At 46.3% G+C, this 20,669-nt stretch carries 16 protein-coding genes; 8 read left to right on the top strand and 8 right to left on the bottom strand.

Annotation, left to right across the window (positions count from 1 at the left end):
• Positions 1-33 precede the first annotated feature (33 nt).
• The 3 genes from QUA42_RS17555 (at position 34) to QUA42_RS17545 (ending at position 1,951) form a co-directional block, all read left to right on the top strand.
• On the top strand, positions 34-303 hold the full coding sequence (locus QUA42_RS17555; protein ID WP_333138631.1) for a type II toxin-antitoxin system VapB family antitoxin: 270 nt from the start codon (positions 34-36) through the stop codon (positions 301-303).
• Entirely contained in the window at positions 300-719 is a 420-nt protein-coding gene (locus QUA42_RS17550) for a type II toxin-antitoxin system VapC family toxin (RefSeq protein ID WP_333138629.1), read from the top strand. The genes QUA42_RS17555 and QUA42_RS17550 overlap by 4 nt, the downstream gene beginning before the upstream one ends.
• A gap of 347 nt (positions 720-1,066) precedes the next feature.
• Positions 1,067-1,951, top strand: a complete 885-nt coding sequence (locus QUA42_RS17545) for an aspartoacylase (RefSeq protein WP_333138627.1) — start codon at positions 1,067-1,069, stop codon at positions 1,949-1,951.
• An 11-nt stretch (positions 1,952-1,962) separates the two neighbouring features.
• On the opposite strand, the gene QUA42_RS17540 is transcribed toward QUA42_RS17545, so the two are convergent.
• Positions 1,963-2,664: a phosphatase PAP2 family protein gene (locus QUA42_RS17540; protein WP_333138625.1), complete on the bottom strand. Its 702-nt coding sequence runs from the start codon at positions 2,662-2,664 to the stop codon at positions 1,963-1,965.
• Between the two features lie 160 nt (positions 2,665-2,824).
• On the opposite strand from QUA42_RS17540, the gene QUA42_RS17535 reads away from it, so the two are divergent.
• On the top strand, positions 2,825-3,904 hold the full coding sequence (locus tag QUA42_RS17535) for a M23 family metallopeptidase (protein WP_333138623.1): 1,080 nt from the start codon (positions 2,825-2,827) through the stop codon (positions 3,902-3,904).
• Between the two features lie 87 nt (positions 3,905-3,991).
• On the opposite strand, the gene QUA42_RS17530 is transcribed toward QUA42_RS17535, so the two are convergent.
• Positions 3,992-4,555: a Uma2 family endonuclease gene (locus QUA42_RS17530; protein WP_333138621.1), complete on the bottom strand. Its 564-nt coding sequence runs from the start codon at positions 4,553-4,555 to the stop codon at positions 3,992-3,994.
• 46 nt (positions 4,556-4,601) lie between these two features.
• Positions 4,602-4,835 (bottom strand): hypothetical protein, encoded by a 234-nt coding sequence (locus QUA42_RS17525; RefSeq protein ID WP_190662685.1) that lies wholly within the window; start codon positions 4,833-4,835, stop codon positions 4,602-4,604.
• A 193-nt stretch (positions 4,836-5,028) separates the two neighbouring features.
• Here QUA42_RS17525 and QUA42_RS17520 point away from each other — a divergent pair, with 193 nt between their 5' ends.
• Positions 5,029-7,170 carry a flavin-dependent dehydrogenase gene (locus QUA42_RS17520; RefSeq protein WP_333138619.1) on the top strand — a complete coding sequence of 714 codons (2,142 nt, stop codon included), beginning with the start codon at positions 5,029-5,031 and terminating at the stop codon, positions 7,168-7,170.
• A 45-nt stretch (positions 7,171-7,215) separates the two neighbouring features.
• On the opposite strand, the gene QUA42_RS17515 is transcribed toward QUA42_RS17520, so the two are convergent.
• The 3 genes from QUA42_RS17515 to QUA42_RS17505 form a co-directional block, all read right to left on the bottom strand.
• On the bottom strand, positions 7,216-8,547 hold the full coding sequence (locus tag QUA42_RS17515; RefSeq protein WP_333138617.1) for a hypothetical protein: 1,332 nt from the start codon (positions 8,545-8,547) through the stop codon (positions 7,216-7,218).
• Positions 8,548-8,820: 273 nt separating this feature from the next.
• Positions 8,821-9,483, bottom strand: coding sequence for a (2Fe-2S) ferredoxin domain-containing protein (locus QUA42_RS17510; RefSeq protein WP_333138615.1), 663 nt, complete (start codon positions 9,481-9,483; stop codon positions 8,821-8,823).
• A gap of 73 nt (positions 9,484-9,556) precedes the next feature.
• Entirely contained in the window at positions 9,557-9,802 is a 246-nt protein-coding gene (locus tag QUA42_RS17505; protein ID WP_333138614.1) for an Asr1405/Asl0597 family protein, read from the bottom strand.
• A gap of 355 nt (positions 9,803-10,157) precedes the next feature.
• On the opposite strand from QUA42_RS17505, the gene QUA42_RS17500 reads away from it, so the two are divergent.
• Positions 10,158-10,700, top strand: a complete 543-nt coding sequence (locus tag QUA42_RS17500; protein WP_006632871.1) for a Dps family protein — start codon at positions 10,158-10,160, stop codon at positions 10,698-10,700.
• A gap of 130 nt (positions 10,701-10,830) precedes the next feature.
• Here the strand turns inward: QUA42_RS17500 and chlP are convergent, their stop codons facing one another.
• Positions 10,831-12,051, bottom strand: a complete 1,221-nt coding sequence (gene chlP / locus QUA42_RS17495) for a geranylgeranyl reductase (protein ID WP_242723505.1) — start codon at positions 12,049-12,051, stop codon at positions 10,831-10,833.
• Between the two features lie 502 nt (positions 12,052-12,553).
• On the opposite strand from chlP, the gene QUA42_RS17490 reads away from it, so the two are divergent.
• Together QUA42_RS17490 and QUA42_RS17485 are read left to right on the top strand one after the other, a co-directional pair.
• Positions 12,554-12,946 carry a hypothetical protein gene (locus tag QUA42_RS17490; RefSeq protein WP_333138612.1) on the top strand — a complete coding sequence of 131 codons (393 nt, stop codon included), beginning with the start codon at positions 12,554-12,556 and terminating at the stop codon, positions 12,944-12,946.
• A 1,121-nt stretch (positions 12,947-14,067) separates the two neighbouring features.
• Positions 14,068-19,437: an AAA family ATPase gene (locus QUA42_RS17485; protein WP_333138610.1), complete on the top strand. Its 5,370-nt coding sequence runs from the start codon at positions 14,068-14,070 to the stop codon at positions 19,435-19,437.
• A 128-nt stretch (positions 19,438-19,565) separates the two neighbouring features.
• Here the strand turns inward: QUA42_RS17485 and QUA42_RS17480 are convergent.
• Positions 19,566-20,669: calcium-binding protein (locus QUA42_RS17480; RefSeq protein WP_445301330.1), on the bottom strand; the 1,104-nt coding region annotated here is incomplete at its 5' end.

The raw sequence follows: 20,669 nt of genomic DNA, 5'->3' as shown, positions 1-20,669 counted from the left end.
TATAATAAAATAACGGTTAAAAGAGGAAAGCCAATGGTGACGAGCCTGAATGTGGATACGGCACTGCTGCAAGAGGCGATCGAACTTGAGGGAGAAATTGAGTGCGAGACTCTAGTTGAAATCGCCTTGCGCGAATACATTCAACGCCGCAAACAGCCACAGAATCTCGAACTTAGCTTTGGAGAATCTCTCAGTGCATTTCGTGAAAAATATCAACTGCACGAACTCGGTTTAAATCCTGATGAAATTTGGGGAGAAGTTCGCGATCGAACTTTTGCAGGACGCGAGGTCATCTTTGAATGACGCTGCGTTATTTACTCGATACCAACATTATCTCCGAACCTCTTCGTCCTGTTCCGAATGCGAATGTGATGACTAAACTAATTGAGGCAAAATCCACAGTTGCGATCGCCTCTATCGTTTGGCATGAAGTTCTGCTGGGCTGTTATCGAATGCCAGATTCTAAGCGTCGCAGTGCGATCGAAGCTTATCTTCAGGAAGAAGTGAAAGTAAAATTACCGATTTTGCCCTACACCCAAGAAGCCGCTGAGTGGTTCGCTAAAGAACGAGCAAGACTCATCCCGATCGGGCTTACACCGTCTTATGCTGATGGGCAAATTGCAGCGATCGCTAAAGTCAATAATCTGATTCTGGTGACACGAAATGTTGCTGATTATGCAAACTTTCAAGACTTGGCAATCGAAAACTGGTTTTCTTAAACTTAATCCATTTAATCATCGGTTTGATGAGAAACTAGAATGCGATCGATTTCTTCGCGGTGGCGATCGTAATGAGTTTTTGGTTTAGTGACGATAAATACCCAGAGAAACCGGGTTTCTCAGTTCTGCGTAGGATACCTATTTATAGCGGTTCTCAGATAAATGAGGTATACAAAAACCCTGTATTGTCAAGCTTTCCAGGTCAAAAATCGTACCTCACCTTTTTGAGAAAGGCTATACTTAAACTTTAGCTAATCTAAATATAAACACTTAATAAACCTCAATCTGATGTTTTTTACCAACAGATGACAAATGGTGGTACGCTTGGAATAGGAAGTTATTTGTCTATGAACCAAATTAAACGTGTTGCCATAGTGGGAGGAACCCACGGAAACGAACTCACAGGAATTTACCTGGTGAAGAAATTCGATCGCGCGCCAGAGTTAATTGGGCGATCGACTTTTGAAACTATCACCCTGCTAGCCAATCCCAAAGCTTGCGAAATCGGGACACGCTACATCGATATCGACCTCAACCGCTGCTTTAGAAAGCAAGATTTAGAAAATCCCCATCTCTCCAGCTATGAAGCGCAGCGGGCGAAAGAAATTTACCACATTTTTAGTTTAAAAAATACTCATCTGCCCAAGTTAATTATCGATTTGCACAGCACGACATCCAACATGGGGCTAACATTTATTCTCGCCAGCCATCATCCATTTAACCTGCAACTAGCCGCTTATTTAACCTCTGTGTATCCCCACCTCAAGGTACTCGCTTCTACAACCAAGAATCATGATATTCCTTTGCTGCGATCGCTTTCCGAATTAGGCGGTACGCTGGAAGTTGGTGCAGTGCCGCAAGGCGTCTTGGATGCGTCTTTATTTCAGCAAACTGAGCAAGTTGTGTGCCGAATTTTAGACTGCGTAGAAGCCTACAATCAAGGCACAATGCCTGCTACCAAGAAGCCCCTGACTATTTATCACACCATTGGGGCGATCGACTATCCCAGAAACGAGAACAGAGAAATTGAGGCAATGATTCATCCTCATCTGCAATCCAGAGATTATCAAGCCCTGAATCCAGGCGAACCGATGTTTTTGACCTTTGATGGTGAGTCGGTATTGTATGAAGGTAAATCAACCGTTTATCCCATTTTCATTAACGAGGCTGCTTACTACGAAAAAGGAATTGCCATGTGTTTTACCCAAAAGCAAATAGTCAGTATTGAGTGAAAATTTCAAAATTATTCTCGAGAATTGCCCTGTGACAAAAACTCCTCTTTAGAAGCCGTAGTCAAAGAACGCAATTCCTTCCATATTTCCAAAGTGATAATACAGGTAATCAGCCACACCAAACCAGCAGTATAACCAGCAATAACATCGGTAGGCCAGTGAACTCCTAGGTAAAGCCGGCTCAAACCAATAGCAGCAATTAATACAACTGTCAAGCCGTAAATCGACCAGCGCTGCTTGGGAAAGCGTACACCCAAAAAATATCCTAGTAAACCGTAAATAACCATTGAAATCATTGCGTGTCCGCTAGGAAAACTGTAAAATGTTACATTAACAACGCGTTCCCAAAGTTGAGGTCGATCACGGGCAAAAAGTTTTTTTAACAGTAAATTTAAACCGATCGCTCCCCCACCGGCGAACGCAATAGTTGCAGCTTCCGAGCGGTGATTGCGCCCTAGCAAAACAATACCCAAAATCAGACAAATCACTAGCAGCAACTTCGGCTCGCCCAAAAAGGTAAAGCCCAGCATTATTTGATCGCGCAGCGGAGTGTGCAATTCCCTCAGAGCTAGTAAAATAGAGCTATCGAAAGCGTAACTTTCTTTTTCCAACACGTCTTCGGCAATAGTGGCAAATCCCCACATCGCCAAAGCCGCAACAGCAAGTCCGGCCAGCCGAATTATCGAAATGAGCGATCGAATTTTAGAACCCATTCTTGAATTAATTAAAATTTTAAAATTTCCAACTCAAAATAATACCACAACTATCGGAAACGAAAACGCCTTACCCATCGTCTAGATTCTTGAGCAACTATATTCTGAATGATTAATTGATTTTTCACTACCCACCTCAGCTTTTACATCCAATCGGCGAATGACTATACTCTCCACAAAATACATTTCTGCAATTTTGTTGACATTGGGGTTGACAAGTCTTTCTAGCTGTGATAACAAAACAGGAGTCAATGCGCCTATCGCCGAAGCAAACACGATCGCCCAGCGTCTCGTCTCGACCGCAGTCGCCCAAAAGCCCAACAACCCGCAATTCGGTCAGCCGATCGACTGTACCCTAGGAAAAGACTGTTTTGTATTGCTGTATTTCGATCGAGAACCCGGCCCCACCGCCGTCGATTTTGGCTGCGGGCGCCAAACCTACGACGGCCACGACGGCACAGATTTTGCGATTCCCGACGCCAAAGCAATGGCAAAAGGAGTGCCAGTTATTGCCTCCGCAGCAGGCAAAGTTTTGCGATCGCGAGATGGTGTAGTCGATCGGCGTTTACAGAACGATACAGACAAAGCCAGCATCGCAGGCACAGAATGCGGCAACGGCATGGTAATCGACCACGGCGGTGGCTGGGAAGCCCAATACTGCCACCTCCGCAAAGGCAGCGTTGCCGTCAAACCGGGTACGCAGGTACAAAAAGGCACTGTTTTGGGCATGGTGGGAAACTCTGGGATGGCATCTTTCCCCCACGTACACGTAACTTATCGCTATCAAGGCAAGCCCGTAGATCCCTTTGTCGGCCCCGATGCCCAATTAGGCTGCAACATCGCCCGCAATCCAATTTGGGACAAGCCTCTAGACTATATTTCCACAGGTTTAATTCGGGCCGGTTTTGCTAATAAGCCACCCGATATCAACGCTGTCTGGGAAGGACAATTTTCCGAGACTCAACTCCCTGCAAACAGTCCAGCTTTGTTGTTTTGGGTGCAAAGTTACGGAGTGATCAAGGGCGATCGCGAACAATACAAATTATTTGCACCCAACGGCACAACCATCGCTGACCAGACCAATGAAATTAAAGCCCCCAGCCGCACTTGGTTGGGTTATGTCGGCAAAAGAAACAGTACCAATTCTCCTCTGACTCCCGGAGTTTGGCGGGCCGAATATCGGTTGACGCGGGGCGATCGAGTTTTAACAGAAGTTAAGCGAGAAGTTGAGTTGCGTTAGTCCGTTGACTGTGGACTGTTGACTGTTGACTGCATTTAATTCGTGTATCCGTGTCAAAATAACTCTCTTCCTTCTTCCTTCCGAAGGTTATTTCAACAGCCACCCAAATAATTCTCCGACACTCAACCGCAGTTCGCTAGCGAAGGACGGCACGGGTAGCAGCATTTCTGGTTCATCAAATACTGCTGTCTGTTGCTGGGGAACATAAACAAAAACGCATTGTTCGTCGGGATCGATCAGCCAGCCCATCTGACTTTGATGATTTAAACAGTGGAGAATATTTTTAGTAACTTTAGTTTGACTTTGTTCCGGCGACAAAATCTCTATTGTCCAATCAGGAGCTATGGGAAAGACATTAGCAATTTCGCCGTTATCATCTGTGGGAATTCTGTTCCAGACAAATACTGAAACATCAGGCACTGTTGACCTTCCGTCCAAGGTACACCGGAGTTCTGGAAAAGCTCGTGCAACTTTTTTGGGTTTTAATATAGAGTCAATGAAAATAATTAGTTCACATTGAATCGCACTGTGTTTTCCTTGTGGCAGTGGTTTCTGAATAATTTGATTATCAATGTATTCGCTGGCAGGTTTGGTTTCTGGTAGTTGGAGAAACTCTTCTAAATTTAAAGGTTTTAATGTTGTTTTAACCATTTTAACTTCACCTTTAATTAGATAGATATTTTAGCCGCAGTCTAGTCTAAGGCAAATTGTTCCAAGCTTGAGCCACAATGTCGCTCAGCCATAGCCTCTGAGCAAAATCGAGCAGATTGTCGTCGGCGAGTACCTCAGCCTTCAATTCATCCAAAGACTGAGATCGCGATCGAGCTATTTGAATCACACCCGCGATCGCCGACGCCACCAATTCTTCATTCAGCGGCTGCTGTCGCAAAGCAATCATTTCTTGAGGATTCGTAGGAATGGGATAATTCATAAGAGTGCATACCGAAAGGAGTAGATATTCAGCCGTTGCGCCCCCACCGAGAGCAAGAGCGATCGAAAACCTAAAAATCTGAGAACATTGTAAACTTATTTAAAACTAAATAAGTATTCGGGAGTATAGCCTACTTTGCTCCCTTGTCAACTCCCCCATCTTTATTAATTTATTCAGAATTGACACCCTAATCATGCAAGAAATTCTTTATCTAGAAGTCCCGACACCGGATACAGCAGCCGTCTGCACTTGGTTGCAGCACGAATTCGATCCCGGAATCGGAGAAAAAATTATTACTGCTGACGGCTTTCGCCTGCTTTCACCAGCCACAACAGCCGAGGTTCTCAAGTCTGGAACTCAAAATGCCAATCCAAAACCCGCCTTGGCTGACCCCAATTCAGGAAACCAAAATTGGCGATCGACAGAACTTTCCACCTTTGTCTGGTCACTGCAACGCACCACTTATTTAAAAGTCTTTCGTTTAGAAGAGGCGCCTGCAGGAGAAAGAAAGTTCCTGGAAGCTCTGAATCTTGCTGTGAAAAACAAGTTTCCCGATCGCTACCCGGAACCTCCTGTCATAGACCTCTCCAAACAGTCAATTTTTGAGGCTCTTGCCCCCTATTACCCCCTGACCGTCAAATACTTCCAAAAAATGCCTCAAGGCGAATACGACCTCAAGCGCGTCTACTGGTGGGAGCAACGTTGGCGCGAAAGCACTCGCAATCCTCAAAAGCCAAAACAAGTAGTGTTTTTGAAGGAAGAGGGAAGGGGGAAGAAGGAAGAGGGAACAGGGGAGAAGGCAGAAGGCACAATTTCGGTGTCTGATTCTGGCGATACTTTTTATGACTTAATTTATATTGGCGGGGCCTTGGGAGTGATTCACGCCGCAGTCATGGCGAGATTGGGCTACCGGGTGCTGCTAGTTGAACGAATGCCTTTCGGGCGAATGAATCGCGAGTGGAATATTTCGCGGGATGAAATTCAAAGCTTAATTGATTTGGGTTTATTTACTGCTGCAGAAATAGAAACTTTGATTGCCAGAGAATACAAAGATGGCTACAACAAGTTTTTTGATGCTAACAATCCGCCCGTTGCTCAAGCGCCAGTTCTGCACACACCAAAGGTACTCAATGTAGCTTTGGACGGCGAGAAATTGCTAAATTTAGCGGGAGTTAAGCTAACAGAAGCTGGTGGGGAAATCTGGGACGAAACTGAGTTTATCAGAGCCGATGTTGAAGCGGAAAAAGTAGTATTTCAGGGCCGCCACTTGCCGACAAAAGCCGATCGCACTGCATTAGGACGGCTGCTGGTGGATGCAATGGGCTCGGCTTCTCCCATCGCTTGGCAATTGAACGAAGGGCGGACTTTTGACAGCGTTTGTCCGACAGTGGGAGCAGTCATCGACGCAGGATTTGAGCCGGGAGTATGGGATTCCGATTACGGGGATGTACTCTACACTCACGGGGACATTTCCCGGGGGCGCCAGCTCATCTGGGAGTTGTTTCCCGGCGCCGGCACAGAACTGACAGTTTATCTATTTCACTACCACCAAGTACATCCAGAGAATCCCGGTTCTTTGCTGGAAATGTACGAGGATTTTTTCGCAATTTTACCGGAATACCGCCGCTGCGATGTCGATAAATTGGTGTGGAAAAAACCGACCTTTGGTTATATTCCGGGGCATTTTAGCAGCAACAGCAGCGATCGCTCCGTGGCGATCGATCGCCTAATCTCGATCGGCGACGCAGCATCATTGCAATCTCCCCTCGTTTTCACAGGTTTCGGCTCTCTTGTCCGCAATCTTTTCCGCTTAACAGACCTTTTGGATACAGCGTTAAAGCACAATTTGTTGACGGCAAATCACTTAAACCAAATTCGCGCCTACCAGAGCAATGTTTCCGTAACTTGGCTATTTTCTAAAGGCATGATGGTTCCTACCGGGAGCAGTTTGCCACCTCAAAGAATTAATTCAATTCTAAATACTTTTTTCGGTATTTTGGCAGCACAAAAACTCACCGTAGCCGAAACTTTTATTAAAGACAGAATCGACTGGCTAACTTTCAATCGACTGGCGCTCGAAGCAGCCGGAAAAAATCCTTCTCTCCTCTTGTGGATTTTAGATTTTGTCACCTTGAGGGATATTTGGCGCTGGCTGGGAAGTTACGTGAATTTTACTCTGCTGGCTTTGGCCAGTTTGCTGTTCGGATGGCTTCCCAGCTTCGCTCGCAGGGTACAACCTTGGTTGGAGCCCCGATATCCGGCTGTTTGGCTGTGGCTGTTGGCTACCAGCTATGCTCTCACATACGGCATGGGAAAGGGGAGAAAAGAGTGTTGAGTGTTGAGTTTTGAGTTTTAACTCAAAACTAGCAACTTCAGTTCGCTATCGAAAACTCGGCAATTCAATTTCAGCTAGCGATCGGCGTTTTTTAGAAGCCCGCAGCGGACTGGCAATCAAGCTCAGCCAGTCTGGTTGGGCGACTGCTGTAGGTTTTGCCACACTCGATCGCACTTCTTGAATGCCAAAGGTTTCAACAGAGTTCAAAATTTGAAAAGCCCTGGCCAATTCTTGGGCGTCCACTTTGGTAGCTGTTTCGGGCTCAGACTCAGCCACCGGCAGTTCAGGTTCCGCAACCGGTTCGGCCAAGTCAGTGGCCGGCTCATCAGGCTGGTAGGTTTCGCTCTCCTGCAATTGAATGCCGGATACTTCGGCTAATTTGTTGAGTTCTAGAGGGGCTGGGGATTCAGGCTCGATCGCCTCGGCAGCAGGGGCTACCTCTGGAACCTCTTCTGGTTCCGACCAAGGTTGGACAGGGGAAGCGTTGAAAGCTGGCGGCAGCGGAACTTGAGAGCTTTTGACCGCCGCGAGCAAAGATTCTAATTGTGCGCTGGCGGTGTCCAGATTATTGTCAGGCTGCTCGTTCCTCGGCGACTTTACCTGCGGCCTGTCCAAACTTCTTTCCAAGGCAGCTTTGAATTGCAGAGTGTGGCGCTGCTGGCGGTGCAAGCGGGCTCGCAATTCCCTGCAAATATTTTCTGTGGCTACTAACTGGTGTAACTGTTCGTTGTAGCGCTGCACAGTAGAGGCACATTCTCGCTCAACAGTCGCTAGCCTGACTTGGCTGGTTGCCAACTGACTTCTTAAATTTTCGACTAAAATTTCTTGACTTTGGAGGGTTTGATGGGAAACTTCCACTTTGCCAAACAGCCGCGTCAATTGTTCTTGAGTCTTTTCGAGTTCTGCAGTCCGCTGTTCTAGCAAAGTTTCGCGATTCTGCAATGTTTTTTGGGACTCTTCAAGAGCTGTTTCTAGCTGGGCGATGCGCTGTAAAAGGTCGCGGTTGCATTCGTGCAGCGCTTGCATGAGGGTGACTGGGGTTGATCCTTTGCCCTTGGCCTGTTCGGCATTCCCAAGCATATTTTTTAGATTCTCTGAAATCGGGGGCGAGCCCGCCTCCGCCGGCTGTGTCGGAGATAGCGAATTTTTTGTTTCCGGTTTTGTGGGAATTGCATCTACGCTGATGGCGTTGGGAAAATCTACTGTTTGCCAGTCTTCTTCTGGCTGTTGGGGAACCGTTGCGGGAGGGTCTGTCGCATCGGGGGCGATCGGCTCAAAACCCCCAGCAGCAGCAAAATCAGACTGCAATGGTTCGGTATCGGATGGAACAGCAGGGTGCGGTTGGTGCTGATGGGCTCGAAGATCAGCTTCTGACATGGCTTTTTATCCCAATACTCACAGGGTCTCAGATACAGTCTATCCTTAGAGATTCTACAGAAGGAAGCCCCTAAGTGATAGTTTTGGCATTTTTCCGGTTTTTTGCGACCCTAACCTCTGAATCGAGTGGCGCGATCGAACTACAACCCGAACTCAAATTCAGGCGTAAGATGCGCCTGTGAGCACCCTACAGACGTGAGTTTTTGGTACCGAGTCCTATCAAAATAATTTTTCCTGAGGTCTAACGCACTGTTTCGGTATGCGTGCGATCACTTAAGCTTTAACAACTGCACAATGTTTGTCAATGATTGCTGGAACTTCTGCCGGCGCAATGCGGCTGTAGCGAGTTTTGTCCGGCATCACAACTATATTTGGGCCCGCTTTACACTGTTTGAGACATCCGGTTCCCTGTACTGTCACTTTGTCTTCTAAACCGCGCGCATTCAAAGCATTTTCTAAAGCTTTACAGACTCCTCCAGCGCCCCGCTTCAGGCAGTCTGATTTTTGACATACTAATATTTTGGTTTGGGTTTTTGCCGGAGATTTTACAGTTTGAGCTGCTGTGGGAGAGGTGACTTCGCTTTTGCCGAGCGCGCGATCGTCGGATGTCAATACCGCAACAGGCCCATTGGTGGAGTCAAGGTGTTCGTGCGATCGATCATTTTGACCTTGAGCCAGCTTGAGGCTGCGAGCTTTAAGTTTTATTTTACCGTTTTTCAAGTTGATTTCTTTCTCACCTACAACTTCAACTTTCAAACCGGGCGTCAAAACAGGTAACAGAAATGACCGCAATTCCTTGCACAGTTTAACAAGATATTCTACTCCCCGATCATTGCTAATTCGCAAATATTTAAGTTTGCAGCCATCTTCAATAATCAGGCCGAGGATTTCTCCCTCTAAACTGAATTCGGAAACTTGCTTGCCAGACTTATACATTGTTATGACTCCTTTAAATCCGTTACATCCGTTACATCTTGTACATTGCTCGTTGCCGAACTTCGTTCTACCTTTAGCCCCGTTGCCAGCAGCACTCCAGCCATTCCACCAGTTCGTCCCGAGGGGCACTGACTTGCCTCAACACGCTCATTAACTGAGCCGCTTGTTTAGCTGTGTTGACTTTTGCCCGCAAAGGTTGATCAACCGCACACCAGCAGGGAATTTCTAGTTCTTGCAAGCGTTTGTAAACTTGCCACCTATCTAGCCAACTTACTTGCACAATGTCACAAACTTCTAATTCTGGATCTGCTGGATTCATTTTTTAACAACAGTAATAATTTGCATTAATTTTTACCCTGAATGGTAGCGGGTAGAAGTTAAAAGCCAGATTTGAGCAGAACATCAAAGATGATCGAAAGCTCTTCCTAAAAAATTCTGCCTTTTGTCCTCTGCCTTCTGCCTTCAGAAGGTTCGCCCCACTTTCAGGAAGCCTTTAGAACGAGGATCTTGTTCAAGCATAACCCAACTGCTAATAATTCTCAATAGGTTTACAAAAAAAATTTCCTACTCTATAAAATCTTCTACTATCGAGGCAGACGCTGCTTGACTGGTAAATTTACGGTGCTAGACTGACTCTATTGGCAACAAAACTGCCTATTGAGAGGAGAACACACATGGCTGAGACTCAGAGTGCATTGAGACCGTTTGGGCACATAGCCGAAAACCCAGTTCTACTGGAACATTCAGTCACAGCACCGATTTGTGAAGGGATGAACGCGCTGCTGGCCAGTTTTCAGGCTCTATACCTGCAATATCAAAAACATCATTTTGTGGTGGAAGGGGCAGAATTTTACTCCTTGCACAAATTCTTTGAAGAAAGCTACGGAGAAGCTCAAGATAGCGTCCACGAGTTGGGCGAACGGTTAAACGGGTTGGGCGGCATACCGGCAGCTAGCTTTAGCAAGTTAGCCGAGCTGTGCTGTTTTGAGCCGGAAGCCGACGGCGTATATTCCTGCCGCCAAATGCTAGAACACGATTTAATTGCGGAGCAAGCTATCCTCGGTTTGCTGCGGCGTCAAGCAGGACAAGCAGAAAGTTTGGGCGATCGAGCTACGCGCTACCTCTACGAAAAAATCCTGCTAAAAACAGAAGAGCGGGCTTATCACATTTCTCACTTCCTCGCCCCCGATACCTTAGTGCAGTTGAACTTGAACTAACAATTCTTCTTCTTCCTCTTCCTTCGCGCCCTTCGCGCCTTCGGGGTTCGTTATCTTAGATCAAAAAAAAAGCGAGCAGTTTTGTGACTGCCCGCTTTTTTTATACAAAGTGCGTTTGACCCGCAGGGAATTAAGGCGCTAAAGCATTGCCGCGCAACAAGCTACCAATAGTTTTCGCAGTAATCTTCATCTGGATGAAAGGATTTGCTGGTACTACTGTCTTATACAAGTAGCTATCGAATGTGAGTTTCTGCACATCGCGATCGGCACACATTTCCACAAAAGCTTCGCGAGTAGCGTCGGAACGGTAGAACACGCGCTGCAAAATGTCGAGAACTTTGTAAGTAATGCCGTAGGCTTTATCCCACCGCTTCAAGTAAATCTTAATTTCCTCTTCAGTCGGAATGCGCGCGCCTTTATTGGAAATCTCCACAATAGTTTCGGCGCACATCCGGCCAGACTTGGCGGCAAAATAGATACCTTCGCCTGAAGACTTGGTAACGTAACCTGCTGCATCGCCTACGAGAGCAACTCGGCCGACAACCCGGCGGGGGCGCGGATGTTCCGGGATGGGGTGAGCTTCCACTTTGATAATCTCACCGCCCATCAGTTTTTTGGCAGCGCGGGCGCGGACTCCTGCTTGCAGCTTTTTGATGCTGGCTTGATTGACTTTCATCGTGCCGGTACCGACGGCTACGTGGTCGTATTTGGGGAACACCCAAGCGTAGAAGTCGGTAGATACGTCGTCGCCGACGTACATTTCGGCTAAGTCTTCGTAGTAAGCCATTTTATCTTCTGGCAGGCGGATGCGCTCTTGGAAGGCGATCGCATAATTGTAGTCGCCAGCGTCGATCGCCTTTGCTACGCGGGAGTTAGCGCCGTCAGCCCCGATTACCAAATCGACTTTCAGAGTTTTCTGAATTCCCATTGCGCTGCCGTCGGAGTGGTCGGCATAGTGGAGAGTATAGGGGTCTGTATTGTTGCCGGGAATTTCTAATTTGTGAACGGTGCCGTTAATCAGTTTTGCACCCAACGAAGCGGCCCGATCGCGCATGAAGCCGTCGAGCACTTCGCGGCGGCACATACCGATGTATTCATGTGCGTTTTCAATATTGATGTCCACCTCGACGTTGGAGGGGGAGATCATTTTCATTTTTCTGACTTGGCGGTCAATAATACTTTGCGGCAAGTCAAATTCGCTGACCATGCACAGGGGAATCGCCCCACCGCAGGGTTTGGCGTTGTCTAATTTACGCTCGAATAGGTATGTTTCGATGCCTGCTTTTACCAATGTTTCGGCGGCGGAAGAACCCGCAGGGCCTGAACCTACTACTGCAACCCTTAGTGTCAAAGCTTTTCTCTCCAGTTTTTTTCTATAGGCATTACTCAGGTGTGATGGTATCACGGAGTTTGGATGCGGTGGGGTGAAGCAGGGGAGATTTCAATGAAATGAAACAGAGCTTAACAGTTCGATACGAAAATCGGGTTTCGGGCAGTAGGTGCGATCGAAGATCTTAAATCTTTAACAGCAGATGAACGCGGAAGTGCCCTGATGTGCAGTGTGTCCTGGTGTGCGATCAAACTTCTAAGAACAAGCTTTCGGGCCTGTTCCACAACAGATGAATTTTCTGCTTGTGGGGTGGGTTTCTAGGCTGAACAAGCTTTCGGGCTTGTTCCACAACAGATGAATTTTCTGCTTGTGGGGTGGGTTTCTAGGCTGAACAAGCTTTCGGGCCTGTTCCACAACAGATGAATTTTCTGCTTGTGGGGTGGGCATCTTGCCCGCCGCTAAGAGGTTAGAACCAGCCCAATAAGTTACATTAAAGTTACTTGCACTTATATCTAAAATTCTTATGCTCGGTAATTTTCAACAAAGCAACCTGCGGATTGAGCTTGAAGCTTCCGAAACAGCGATTAGAGACAGCTTGTTGCGTCCGAGTCAATTGCAGCAGTGGCTGTGGCCGCAGCAGTTGTCTACCGGTTTGCCGGAAGAATTTGCTCAAGGTTTGACCTTTACAAGTTGGCTAGGCCCCGTGGCAGTTCAGCATCACGTTGATATTGCTGAGCACAATTGTCTGCGGCTGTTATTGAGTCAGGGAATTGACGGATTTCACGAGTGGTATTGGGGCGATGGTTGGGTGCAGTCTCGGTTGGAGGGAGTGTCGTTGTTGCCGCTGAATTTGGGGCAAACGGCTAGTTTACTCCGGCTGCGGGAGTTTGTAGCCCGGAAGGGTAAGGGGAAGTAGATAAATGACTCTCCAAAATCATGAGAACAAAGTCTGGTAGTTCTGCATAGCAAGGCAAAATCCTAAACACTCTTAGGGATAAAGAAGCGTTGTAATGATGGATAAAATACCAGAAGGCACCCCCATTATTGGATATCTTTATAGATAGATGAGCCAGAATCTAGAATGGATTCTGTGCGACAGGATGGAGAATTGAGGTTTAAAGCCCCCACTTTTAATTGTGGAGCATAAAAAATTCTTTCCGTGACCGTTACCCCTGACTTCAGGCATGGGGTATTCAGAAGACAGAATTCAGACTTCAGAATTCTGTCTTCTGACTCCTTCTCATCAAACGAGATATCCTCTGCACAAGGGTGTTATTGAATCTTTCGATATCAGAAGTTTTGCCAGTATCTTTCCCCAGAGATTTGTGTCGCTGGGGAAGGATTTTTTTTAGAGCCTGCCCAAAAATCTGTATAATAGACGGCACATTGTCTGTCAACTACTGGGAGGGAATCCCAAAAACCTTTAGCACCCCTTTCATCTCGACTTCCTATATACACCCCGAAAATTTTTTGGGTTAAGGCATCAATCGGCAGCTCTTTCCACTGCTTCCCCTTATTGCCTACAAACGACTACATTTCATCATGTTGGATCGTTAGCTTGGCTTGTTTTTTTGACTTTACTTGAACTTTCCGGGGGACTGATGCTAATTGTTGAAAAACAAATAGTATTGGAACCAGCGAGGAGACACCCTCGTGACTTTGATAATCGCGACTCAAGATATTTTTTCTAATAAAAGCTGATCTCTCAAATCCTTTGATGTCTGCGGTTTTAAAGAAACTGCCTATAACACTATATACATTTAAAGTTTTGCTTAGCGCTGGAGGTGGGACAATTTTTAACGATGTTTGGAGAACCGAAACGGGGACAATTCATGGAGTTGAGAATTAACAAGGCTGAGATACGTCGCACTATAACTCCTTACCCTTACTCTGCCAGACCACCTGAAAGCCACTTCGCTGCCGAAAAACTAAGAGTGTGTTATAAAAACATAATTTGTTCCTTTTTAAAGCGCTATTCTCGACACAACGAACCCGGTGCGTTTTGACTTCGCTTTAATTTTTATAAAAAAAATAAATATGCTCTCCATTCCAGGCATTGCCGTCCAGACACTTCTCTATGAAAGTGCCAACTCTCTGGTATACCGCGCCATCCGGGAAGCGGATCACCAACCACTTATCCTCAAATTGCTCAAAGAAAGCTACCCCACACCTCAAGAATTGCTACGCTACCGCACCGAATACCGTATCACCCGAGAGCTGAAAGAGGCGGGAGTCGTGCAAGTTTATGACTTGCAAAAATACCAAAATAGCCTCGTGATTTTTGTGGAGGACTTTGGCGGGGAATCCTTGAAAATATGGATGCAGCAGCGAAAGTTTAGCCTCAAGGAGTTTCTTCTCCTGGCGATCGCAGCCACTGAAACTTTAGGGCAAATTCACAGCGCCAATATCATCCACAAAGATATTAACCCCTCAAATATTGTTTACAACCCGGAAACGGGACAGCTTAAAATTATCGACTTTGGCATTTCCACTCAACTAACGCGAGAAATGCCAACCCTGAAAAATCCCAACGTTTTAGAAGGAACCCTCGCTTACATCTCCCCGGAACAAACTGGCAGGATGAATCGCTCTATCGATTACCGCACTGACTTTTACTCCCTCGGCGTCACCTTCTACGAATTGCTGAGTGGAAAACTGCCTTTTGAGACAGAAGACGCTTTAGAGCTAGTTCACTGCCACATTGCCCGACAACCAGTTCCCGCGCACGAAATCAAGCCAGAAATTCCCCTAATTGTCTCGCAAATTGTCAGCAAGCTGATGGCGAAGAACGCCGAAAATCGCTATCAAACTGCATTGGGTCTCAAGCAGGATTTAGAAATGTGTCTGGTTCAATTACAAGAAACCGATAGCATAGAAGAATTTGACTTGGGAACGCTGGATCTTACAGACCATTTCCTGATTCCCGAAAAGTTATACGGTAGAGAAACAGAAGTTTTTCATCTATTAACGGCCTTTGAAAGAGTTCGTAATGCTAGTGCCGAAATGATGCTAGTAGCTGGCTTATCGGGCATTGGTAAAACCGCAGTAGTGAATGAAGTACATAAGCCGATCGCCCGACAGCGCGGCTATTTTATCAAAGGCAAATATGACCAATTCCAGCGCAATATCCCTTTCAGTGCATTTGTGCAAGCATTTCGGGAATTGATGGGACAATTATTATCAGAAAGTGACGCTCAGTTACACAGATGGAAAACCCTGATTCTCACCGCAGTAGGCGAGAGTGGACAAGTCTTGATTGACGTAATTCCTGAATTAGAACACATCATTGGCGCTCAACCGGCTGCATTAGAATTGTCGGGGAGTGCCGCCCAAAATCGCTTCAATCTGCTAATGCAGAAATTTGTGCAAGTATTTACCCAAGCAGAACATCCCTTAGTGATGTTTCTGGACGATTTGCAGTGGGCAGATTCGGCATCGCTGAAATTGCTACAAGTGTTGATGGAGGATACGGGGCATCTGTTAGTATTGGGTGCTTATCGGGATAATGAGGTATCATCGGCTCATCCGTTTATGTTGACGGTGGATGAGATTGTGAAGTCGGGAGCCACGGTGAATACGATTACCCTGCAACCGTTGAGCCAAGGAGATCTCAATCAGTTGGTAGCAGATACGCTGATTTGCGATTTATCTTTAGCCGGGCCCCTGACAGAATTGGTTTATCAAAAAACCCAAGGTAATCCCTTTTTCTCGACTCAATTCCTCAAAGCCTTGTATGAAGATGGTCAAATTATTTTTAACCCCCCTCAATCCCCTATTAGTAAGGGCGGCAGCAAAGGGGGGTGGCAGTACAATATCGATCGAGTTAAATTTGCCGACGCCTCGGATGTGGTGGAGTTTATGGCGGCGCAATTGCAGAAGTTGCCTGCCGAAACTCAGGATGTTCTCAAACTTGCTGCCTGCATTGGGGCGCAGTTTGATTTAGAGACATTGGCAATAGTCAGCGAAGAATTACCAGAACAAACGGCATCAGCGCTGTGGAAAGCCTTGCAAGAAGGACTCATTTTAGTGATTTCCGAAGGCTATAACTTCATTCAACCAGATGCTCAATCCCCCAATCAGTCTGTTGCTAATCCCACTTATAAGTTCTTGCACGATCGCGTCCAGCAAGCGGCTTATTCATTGATTCCTGACGACCAAAAACAAGCCACTCATCTCAAAATTGGACAGTTACTGCTACAAAGTTCTTCCGAGATAGAAAGAGAGGAAAAACTCTTTGATATTGTCGGGCATTTAAATCAAGGAATTGAGTTAATCCCTCAATTAAGTGAACGCTCAGCCTTAGCCCAACTCAACTTAGAAGCGGGATGTAAGGCTAGAAATTCTACCGCCTACGCTGCGGCAAATATCTATCTACAAACAGGGATTGACCTACTGACACCTCAATGCTGGCAAACTCAATATGAATTGGCGCTAAATCTTTATGTTGCTGCTGCTGAAATTGCTTATTTAAATGGTGACTTTGATGGTATGGAACAGATGGCAGCACTGGTTTTGCAAGAAGCCCAAACAATTTTAGAGCGAGTTAAAATTTACGAAATTCAAATTGCCGCTCAGACAGCCCAGAGCAAAGTTTTAGAAACGATCGCAGTAGCAAGAGACGCACTCTTACAATTGGGGATTGAACTCCCTGCCGAACCTGATGAAGCCAAGATTGGCAAAGCGCTACAAAGTCTTGCGGGCCAACTAAGTGGCAGAAAGATTGAGGAATTGGTTGACCTACCTGTGATGACAAACCCACAGACTCAGGCAGCTATGCAACTGTCTGGTATGTTGTTTCCACCCATTTTCCAGGGAATGCCCGGTTTGCTCCCCCTGCTGAGCTCCACGATGGTGAGTTTATCGCTCTCTTTTGGGAATGCACCCGCATCGACGGTGGGGTATGCGATGCACGGAATGGTGTTCTGTGCCTTTTTACAAGAGGTGGAAACGGGCTATGACTTTGGGCAATTGGCACTCTCATTGCTCGATAGGTTCAATGTACCCGAATTCAAGTCCACAGTTCTACTTTTGTTTGGTGGCTGGATTCAGCATCGCCAAGAATCTCTTTTGGCAACGATACCAACGCTGAAAGAGGGCTATAGGTTGGGCATGGAAACAGGCGACTTTGTAAACGCTGGCTACAACATATATATTTGTTTTTATACTTATTTATTCGCTGGGGTAGAACTAGACACTTGGGAACCAGAAATACCAAGTTACAGGGCTGTCATGGCGCAGTTGAAACAATCTTCTGCTCGGGTTTATTTGGATATGATTCAGCAGACGGTGCAAAACTTGAGGGAAACCCGTATTCGACCGGATTTGTTAATAGGCTCTGCCTACGATGAAACGGTGATGATTCCCAAGCACTATCAGGATAATGAATTCACGGCGATCGCTTGTGCCTGCATCTACAAACTGCTGCTTGCTTACTGCTATGGCAATTACACGGCTGCCCTAGACCACATTTCCCAAGTCAAACAGTATTTGATGGGAGTATCTGGATCGGCTTTTGTTCCAATTTTTCATTTTTATGCCGCCCTGACGCACCTGGCAATTTTTCCCGCACAGCCAGCAATTGAGCAGACTGAAATTATTGCCTTAGTCAAAAGCCATCAAAGCACGCTGCAACAGTGGGCGCAAAATGCTCCCATGAATAATCTGCATAAATGGTATTTAGTGGAAGCAGAACGGCAACGGGTGTTGGGTAATAAAGCCGAGGCGATTGAAATGTACGATCGCGCTATTTCTGGAGCCCAAGAAAACAAATATGTTAATGAAGAAGCCCTGGCCAACGAACTAGCAGCCAAATTCTACGGGGAATGGGGCAAAACAAAAGTGGCTCAAGCCTACATCTTTGAGGCGTATTATTGTTATGTTGAATGGGGAGCCACTGCTAAGGTAACGGATTTAGAAACGCGATATCCCCAATTATTCGCCGTAACTCAACCGGGAAGGAAAAATACTCAAACTACCGTAGCAATGACAACGACTGGTTCGGGGAATCACCTAGATATCACCGCAGTCATGAAGGCTTCTCAGGCGATTTCTGGAGAAATTATGCTAGATAAGCTACTGTCTAGCTTGATGAAAATTTTGATGGAAAATGCAGGGGCGCAACGAGGCTATCTGATTTTGTTAAGCCAGGGACAACTGTTCATTGAAGCTGAAGGGACAATCGATGACGAACTCGTCACCGTGTTGCAGTCAATCCCCGTTGAAACCTGTCAAGACCTTTCCTCCGCAATTGTCAATTATGTGAGCCGCACTCAAGAAAGCGTGGTATTAGATGATGCTGCGCGATCGGGACAATTTACCAACGACCGCCACATCCGAAAGCATCAGCCCAAATCAATTTTATGTGTGCCGCTGATTAATCAATCTCAAATCATTAGTATTGTCTACCTAGAAAATAATTTGACAGCGGGAGCTTTTACGCCAGAAAGAGTGGAAATATTAAAAGTTTTATCTGGACAAGCGGCGATCTCGATTCAAAATTCTAAGCTTTATACAGAAGTACGCGAAAATGAAAGCAGGCTGGCTCAACTCAACAAAGCTTACGAGCGATTTGTTCCCCATCAATTCCTCCAGTTTTTAGAGAAATCAAGCATCATTGATGTGGAACTGGGCGACCAAGTGCAGTTAGAAATGTCGGTGTTGTTTTCCGATATTCGCGACTTCACCACGCTTTCGGAAACTATGACGCCGGAGGATAATTTCAAATTTATCAATTCTTATCTCAGTCGCATGGAACCCGTCATTAATGAAAATAAGGGGTTTATCGACAAATATATTGGCGATGCGATTATGGCGCTATTTAGTGGTGAGGCGGATAATGCGGTGAAAGCGGGAATTGCTATGCTGCACCGTCTCGCTGAATACAATGAATACTGCGCTAACGCTGGCTGTGCGCCGATTCAGATTGGGATTGGGATTAATACGGGTTCTTTGATGCTGGGAACTGTGGGGGGACCAAATCGCATGGACGGGACGGTAATCAGCGATGCAGTGAATTTAGCTTCTCGTGTGGAAAGTTTGACAAAAAACTATGGGGTTTCGCTGTTAATTACTCAGCCAACTTATGCGCGCCTGAAAAATCCATCTCAGTACACAATCCGTACTCTAGACACGGTAAAAGTCAAGGGAAAATCCGAAGCTGTGACGATTTATGAGGTGTTTGATGCAGATCCGCCAGAAATTAAACAGGTCAAGTTAGGTACGCTGGAATTGTTTGCCGAAGCTAGGGTACTTTACTCGGAAGGGAAGTTATTTGAAGCGACGCGGCTGTTTTCCGAGTGTTGGCGTCAGAATCCGGGCGATCGCGTTGCTAAAATGTACTGGGAACGCTGTGAGTCTGCATTGGTGACTCGCACAAAAATCAAAGACAGGCTACACAATTTACATTAAGCGGTTGCTATACCTGAAAATCAAAGCAAAAGTGCGATCGACTGCTGAGGCACCCTACAAACTAGGCGATCGAAATCGAGCACGTATGTTGTTGCGCTAAAGCGCTTTAGCGCAACAACATACGAAGTCTAAAAAGTTACTGCCTGAACTATACTGCTGGCAGTGACTCCTTTCAAAATAGCTAAATATTCCCCTGTTACCTGATACTGAATGATAGTATCGCTAACAAAAGCGCCTGTTCCTTGAAAAATATTTAACTCGTTAAAAGCCAGGGGGCTAATTAAATCAATTTTGTCTTGATTGAGGGTAAAATCAGTAATCACATCAGCAGCGGCTAAGTCTGTTCCACCAGTATCGATCGCAAACACATCAAAACCCAATCCGCCTGTGAGAGTGTCGGCACCAATTTCTCCAAATAAGTAGTCATTGCCCCCGTCGCCAAACAATATATCGTCGCCATCGCCACTGTAAATGCGATCGTTTTCCTTACCTGAGTAAATCAAGTCAATACCGCCGTCACCCTGAATAAATTCACTCCCTTGGCCGCCAAAAATAATGTCATTGCCATCACCGCCCCTGATGCCGTCATCCCCTTTTTGTCCGTAAAGCAAGTCATCTCCTGCTTTGCCATGAAGATAGTCATTGCCGGGGCGTGCGTGGATAATGTCGTTTAATGCCGATCCTGTGACGCGATCGTCCTTATCTGTCAAACCGATTACTGACTTGTTCAACAAGGTTTTGACATCGCCTAAGTTATCGTTATCGCTGATATTGACTGTGAGAGGGGCGACGAGATTATTATACAATGTGTCATTGCTGGTAGTGGCGTGGCTAATTGAACTTACACGATCGCCCTCAACAACCGCATCGTCAACCGCAGTCACCGTTACCGTTTGGGCGACATTCCAATTTGCGGGAGTAAAAGTAAGGGCAGGTATGCTGACAGTAACCTGAGTTTCAGGGGTAATGGTGACGGTGACATTAGCAGTTGGTTGAGTATTTAGTCGCACTTTGTATATATCGCTGCCCAAGCTTTCGAGTACGTTGGTACTGCCAAGTGGTTGAATGATAATGACACCGGGAGTATCTGGAGTTGGGGTGGGAGTCGGAGTCGGAGTTGGCGTTGGAGTCGGAGTTGGGGTGGGAGTCGGAGTCGGAGTTGTTGTCGAAGTCGGAGTTGTTGTCGAAGTCGGAGTTGTTGTCGAAGTCGGAGTTGTTGTCGAAGTCGGAGT

The sequence above is a fragment of the Microcoleus sp. Pol11C2 genome (genome assembly GCF_036701505.1).
Taxonomy (GTDB): domain Bacteria; phylum Cyanobacteriota; class Cyanobacteriia; order Cyanobacteriales; family Microcoleaceae; genus Microcoleus.
Note: the sequence above shows the minus strand (reverse complement) of the source record. Positions and strands in the feature narration are given on the sequence as shown.

What these genes read in the sequence shown, in the direction of transcription:
- QUA42_RS17530 (WP_333138621.1), bottom strand. Translation starts at nt 4,555, where the DNA reads ATGGTTAAAACAACATTAAAACCTTTAAATTTAGAAGAGTTTCTCCAA.
- QUA42_RS17490 (WP_333138612.1), top strand. Translation starts at nt 12,554, where the DNA reads ATGCTCGGTAATTTTCAACAAAGCAACCTGCGGATTGAGCTTGAAGCT.
- QUA42_RS17555 (WP_333138631.1), top strand. Translation starts at nt 34, where the DNA reads ATGGTGACGAGCCTGAATGTGGATACGGCACTGCTGCAAGAGGCGATC.
- QUA42_RS17520 (WP_333138619.1), top strand. Translation starts at nt 5,029, where the DNA reads ATGCAAGAAATTCTTTATCTAGAAGTCCCGACACCGGATACAGCAGCC.
- QUA42_RS17535 (WP_333138623.1), top strand. Translation starts at nt 2,825, where the DNA reads ATGACTATACTCTCCACAAAATACATTTCTGCAATTTTGTTGACATTG.
- QUA42_RS17505 (WP_333138614.1), bottom strand. Translation starts at nt 9,802, where the DNA reads ATGAATCCAGCAGATCCAGAATTAGAAGTTTGTGACATTGTGCAAGTA.
- QUA42_RS17545 (WP_333138627.1), top strand. Translation starts at nt 1,067, where the DNA reads ATGAACCAAATTAAACGTGTTGCCATAGTGGGAGGAACCCACGGAAAC.
- QUA42_RS17525 (WP_190662685.1), bottom strand. Translation starts at nt 4,835, where the DNA reads ATGAATTATCCCATTCCTACGAATCCTCAAGAAATGATTGCTTTGCGA.
- QUA42_RS17500 (WP_006632871.1), top strand. Translation starts at nt 10,158, where the DNA reads ATGGCTGAGACTCAGAGTGCATTGAGACCGTTTGGGCACATAGCCGAA.
- QUA42_RS17540 (WP_333138625.1), bottom strand. Translation starts at nt 2,664, where the DNA reads ATGGGTTCTAAAATTCGATCGCTCATTTCGATAATTCGGCTGGCCGGA.
- QUA42_RS17515 (WP_333138617.1), bottom strand. Translation starts at nt 8,547, where the DNA reads ATGTCAGAAGCTGATCTTCGAGCCCATCAGCACCAACCGCACCCTGCT.
- QUA42_RS17550 (WP_333138629.1), top strand. Translation starts at nt 300, where the DNA reads ATGACGCTGCGTTATTTACTCGATACCAACATTATCTCCGAACCTCTT.
- QUA42_RS17485 (WP_333138610.1), top strand. Translation starts at nt 14,068, where the DNA reads ATGCTCTCCATTCCAGGCATTGCCGTCCAGACACTTCTCTATGAAAGT.
- QUA42_RS17510 (WP_333138615.1), bottom strand. Translation starts at nt 9,483, where the DNA reads ATGTATAAGTCTGGCAAGCAAGTTTCCGAATTCAGTTTAGAGGGAGAA.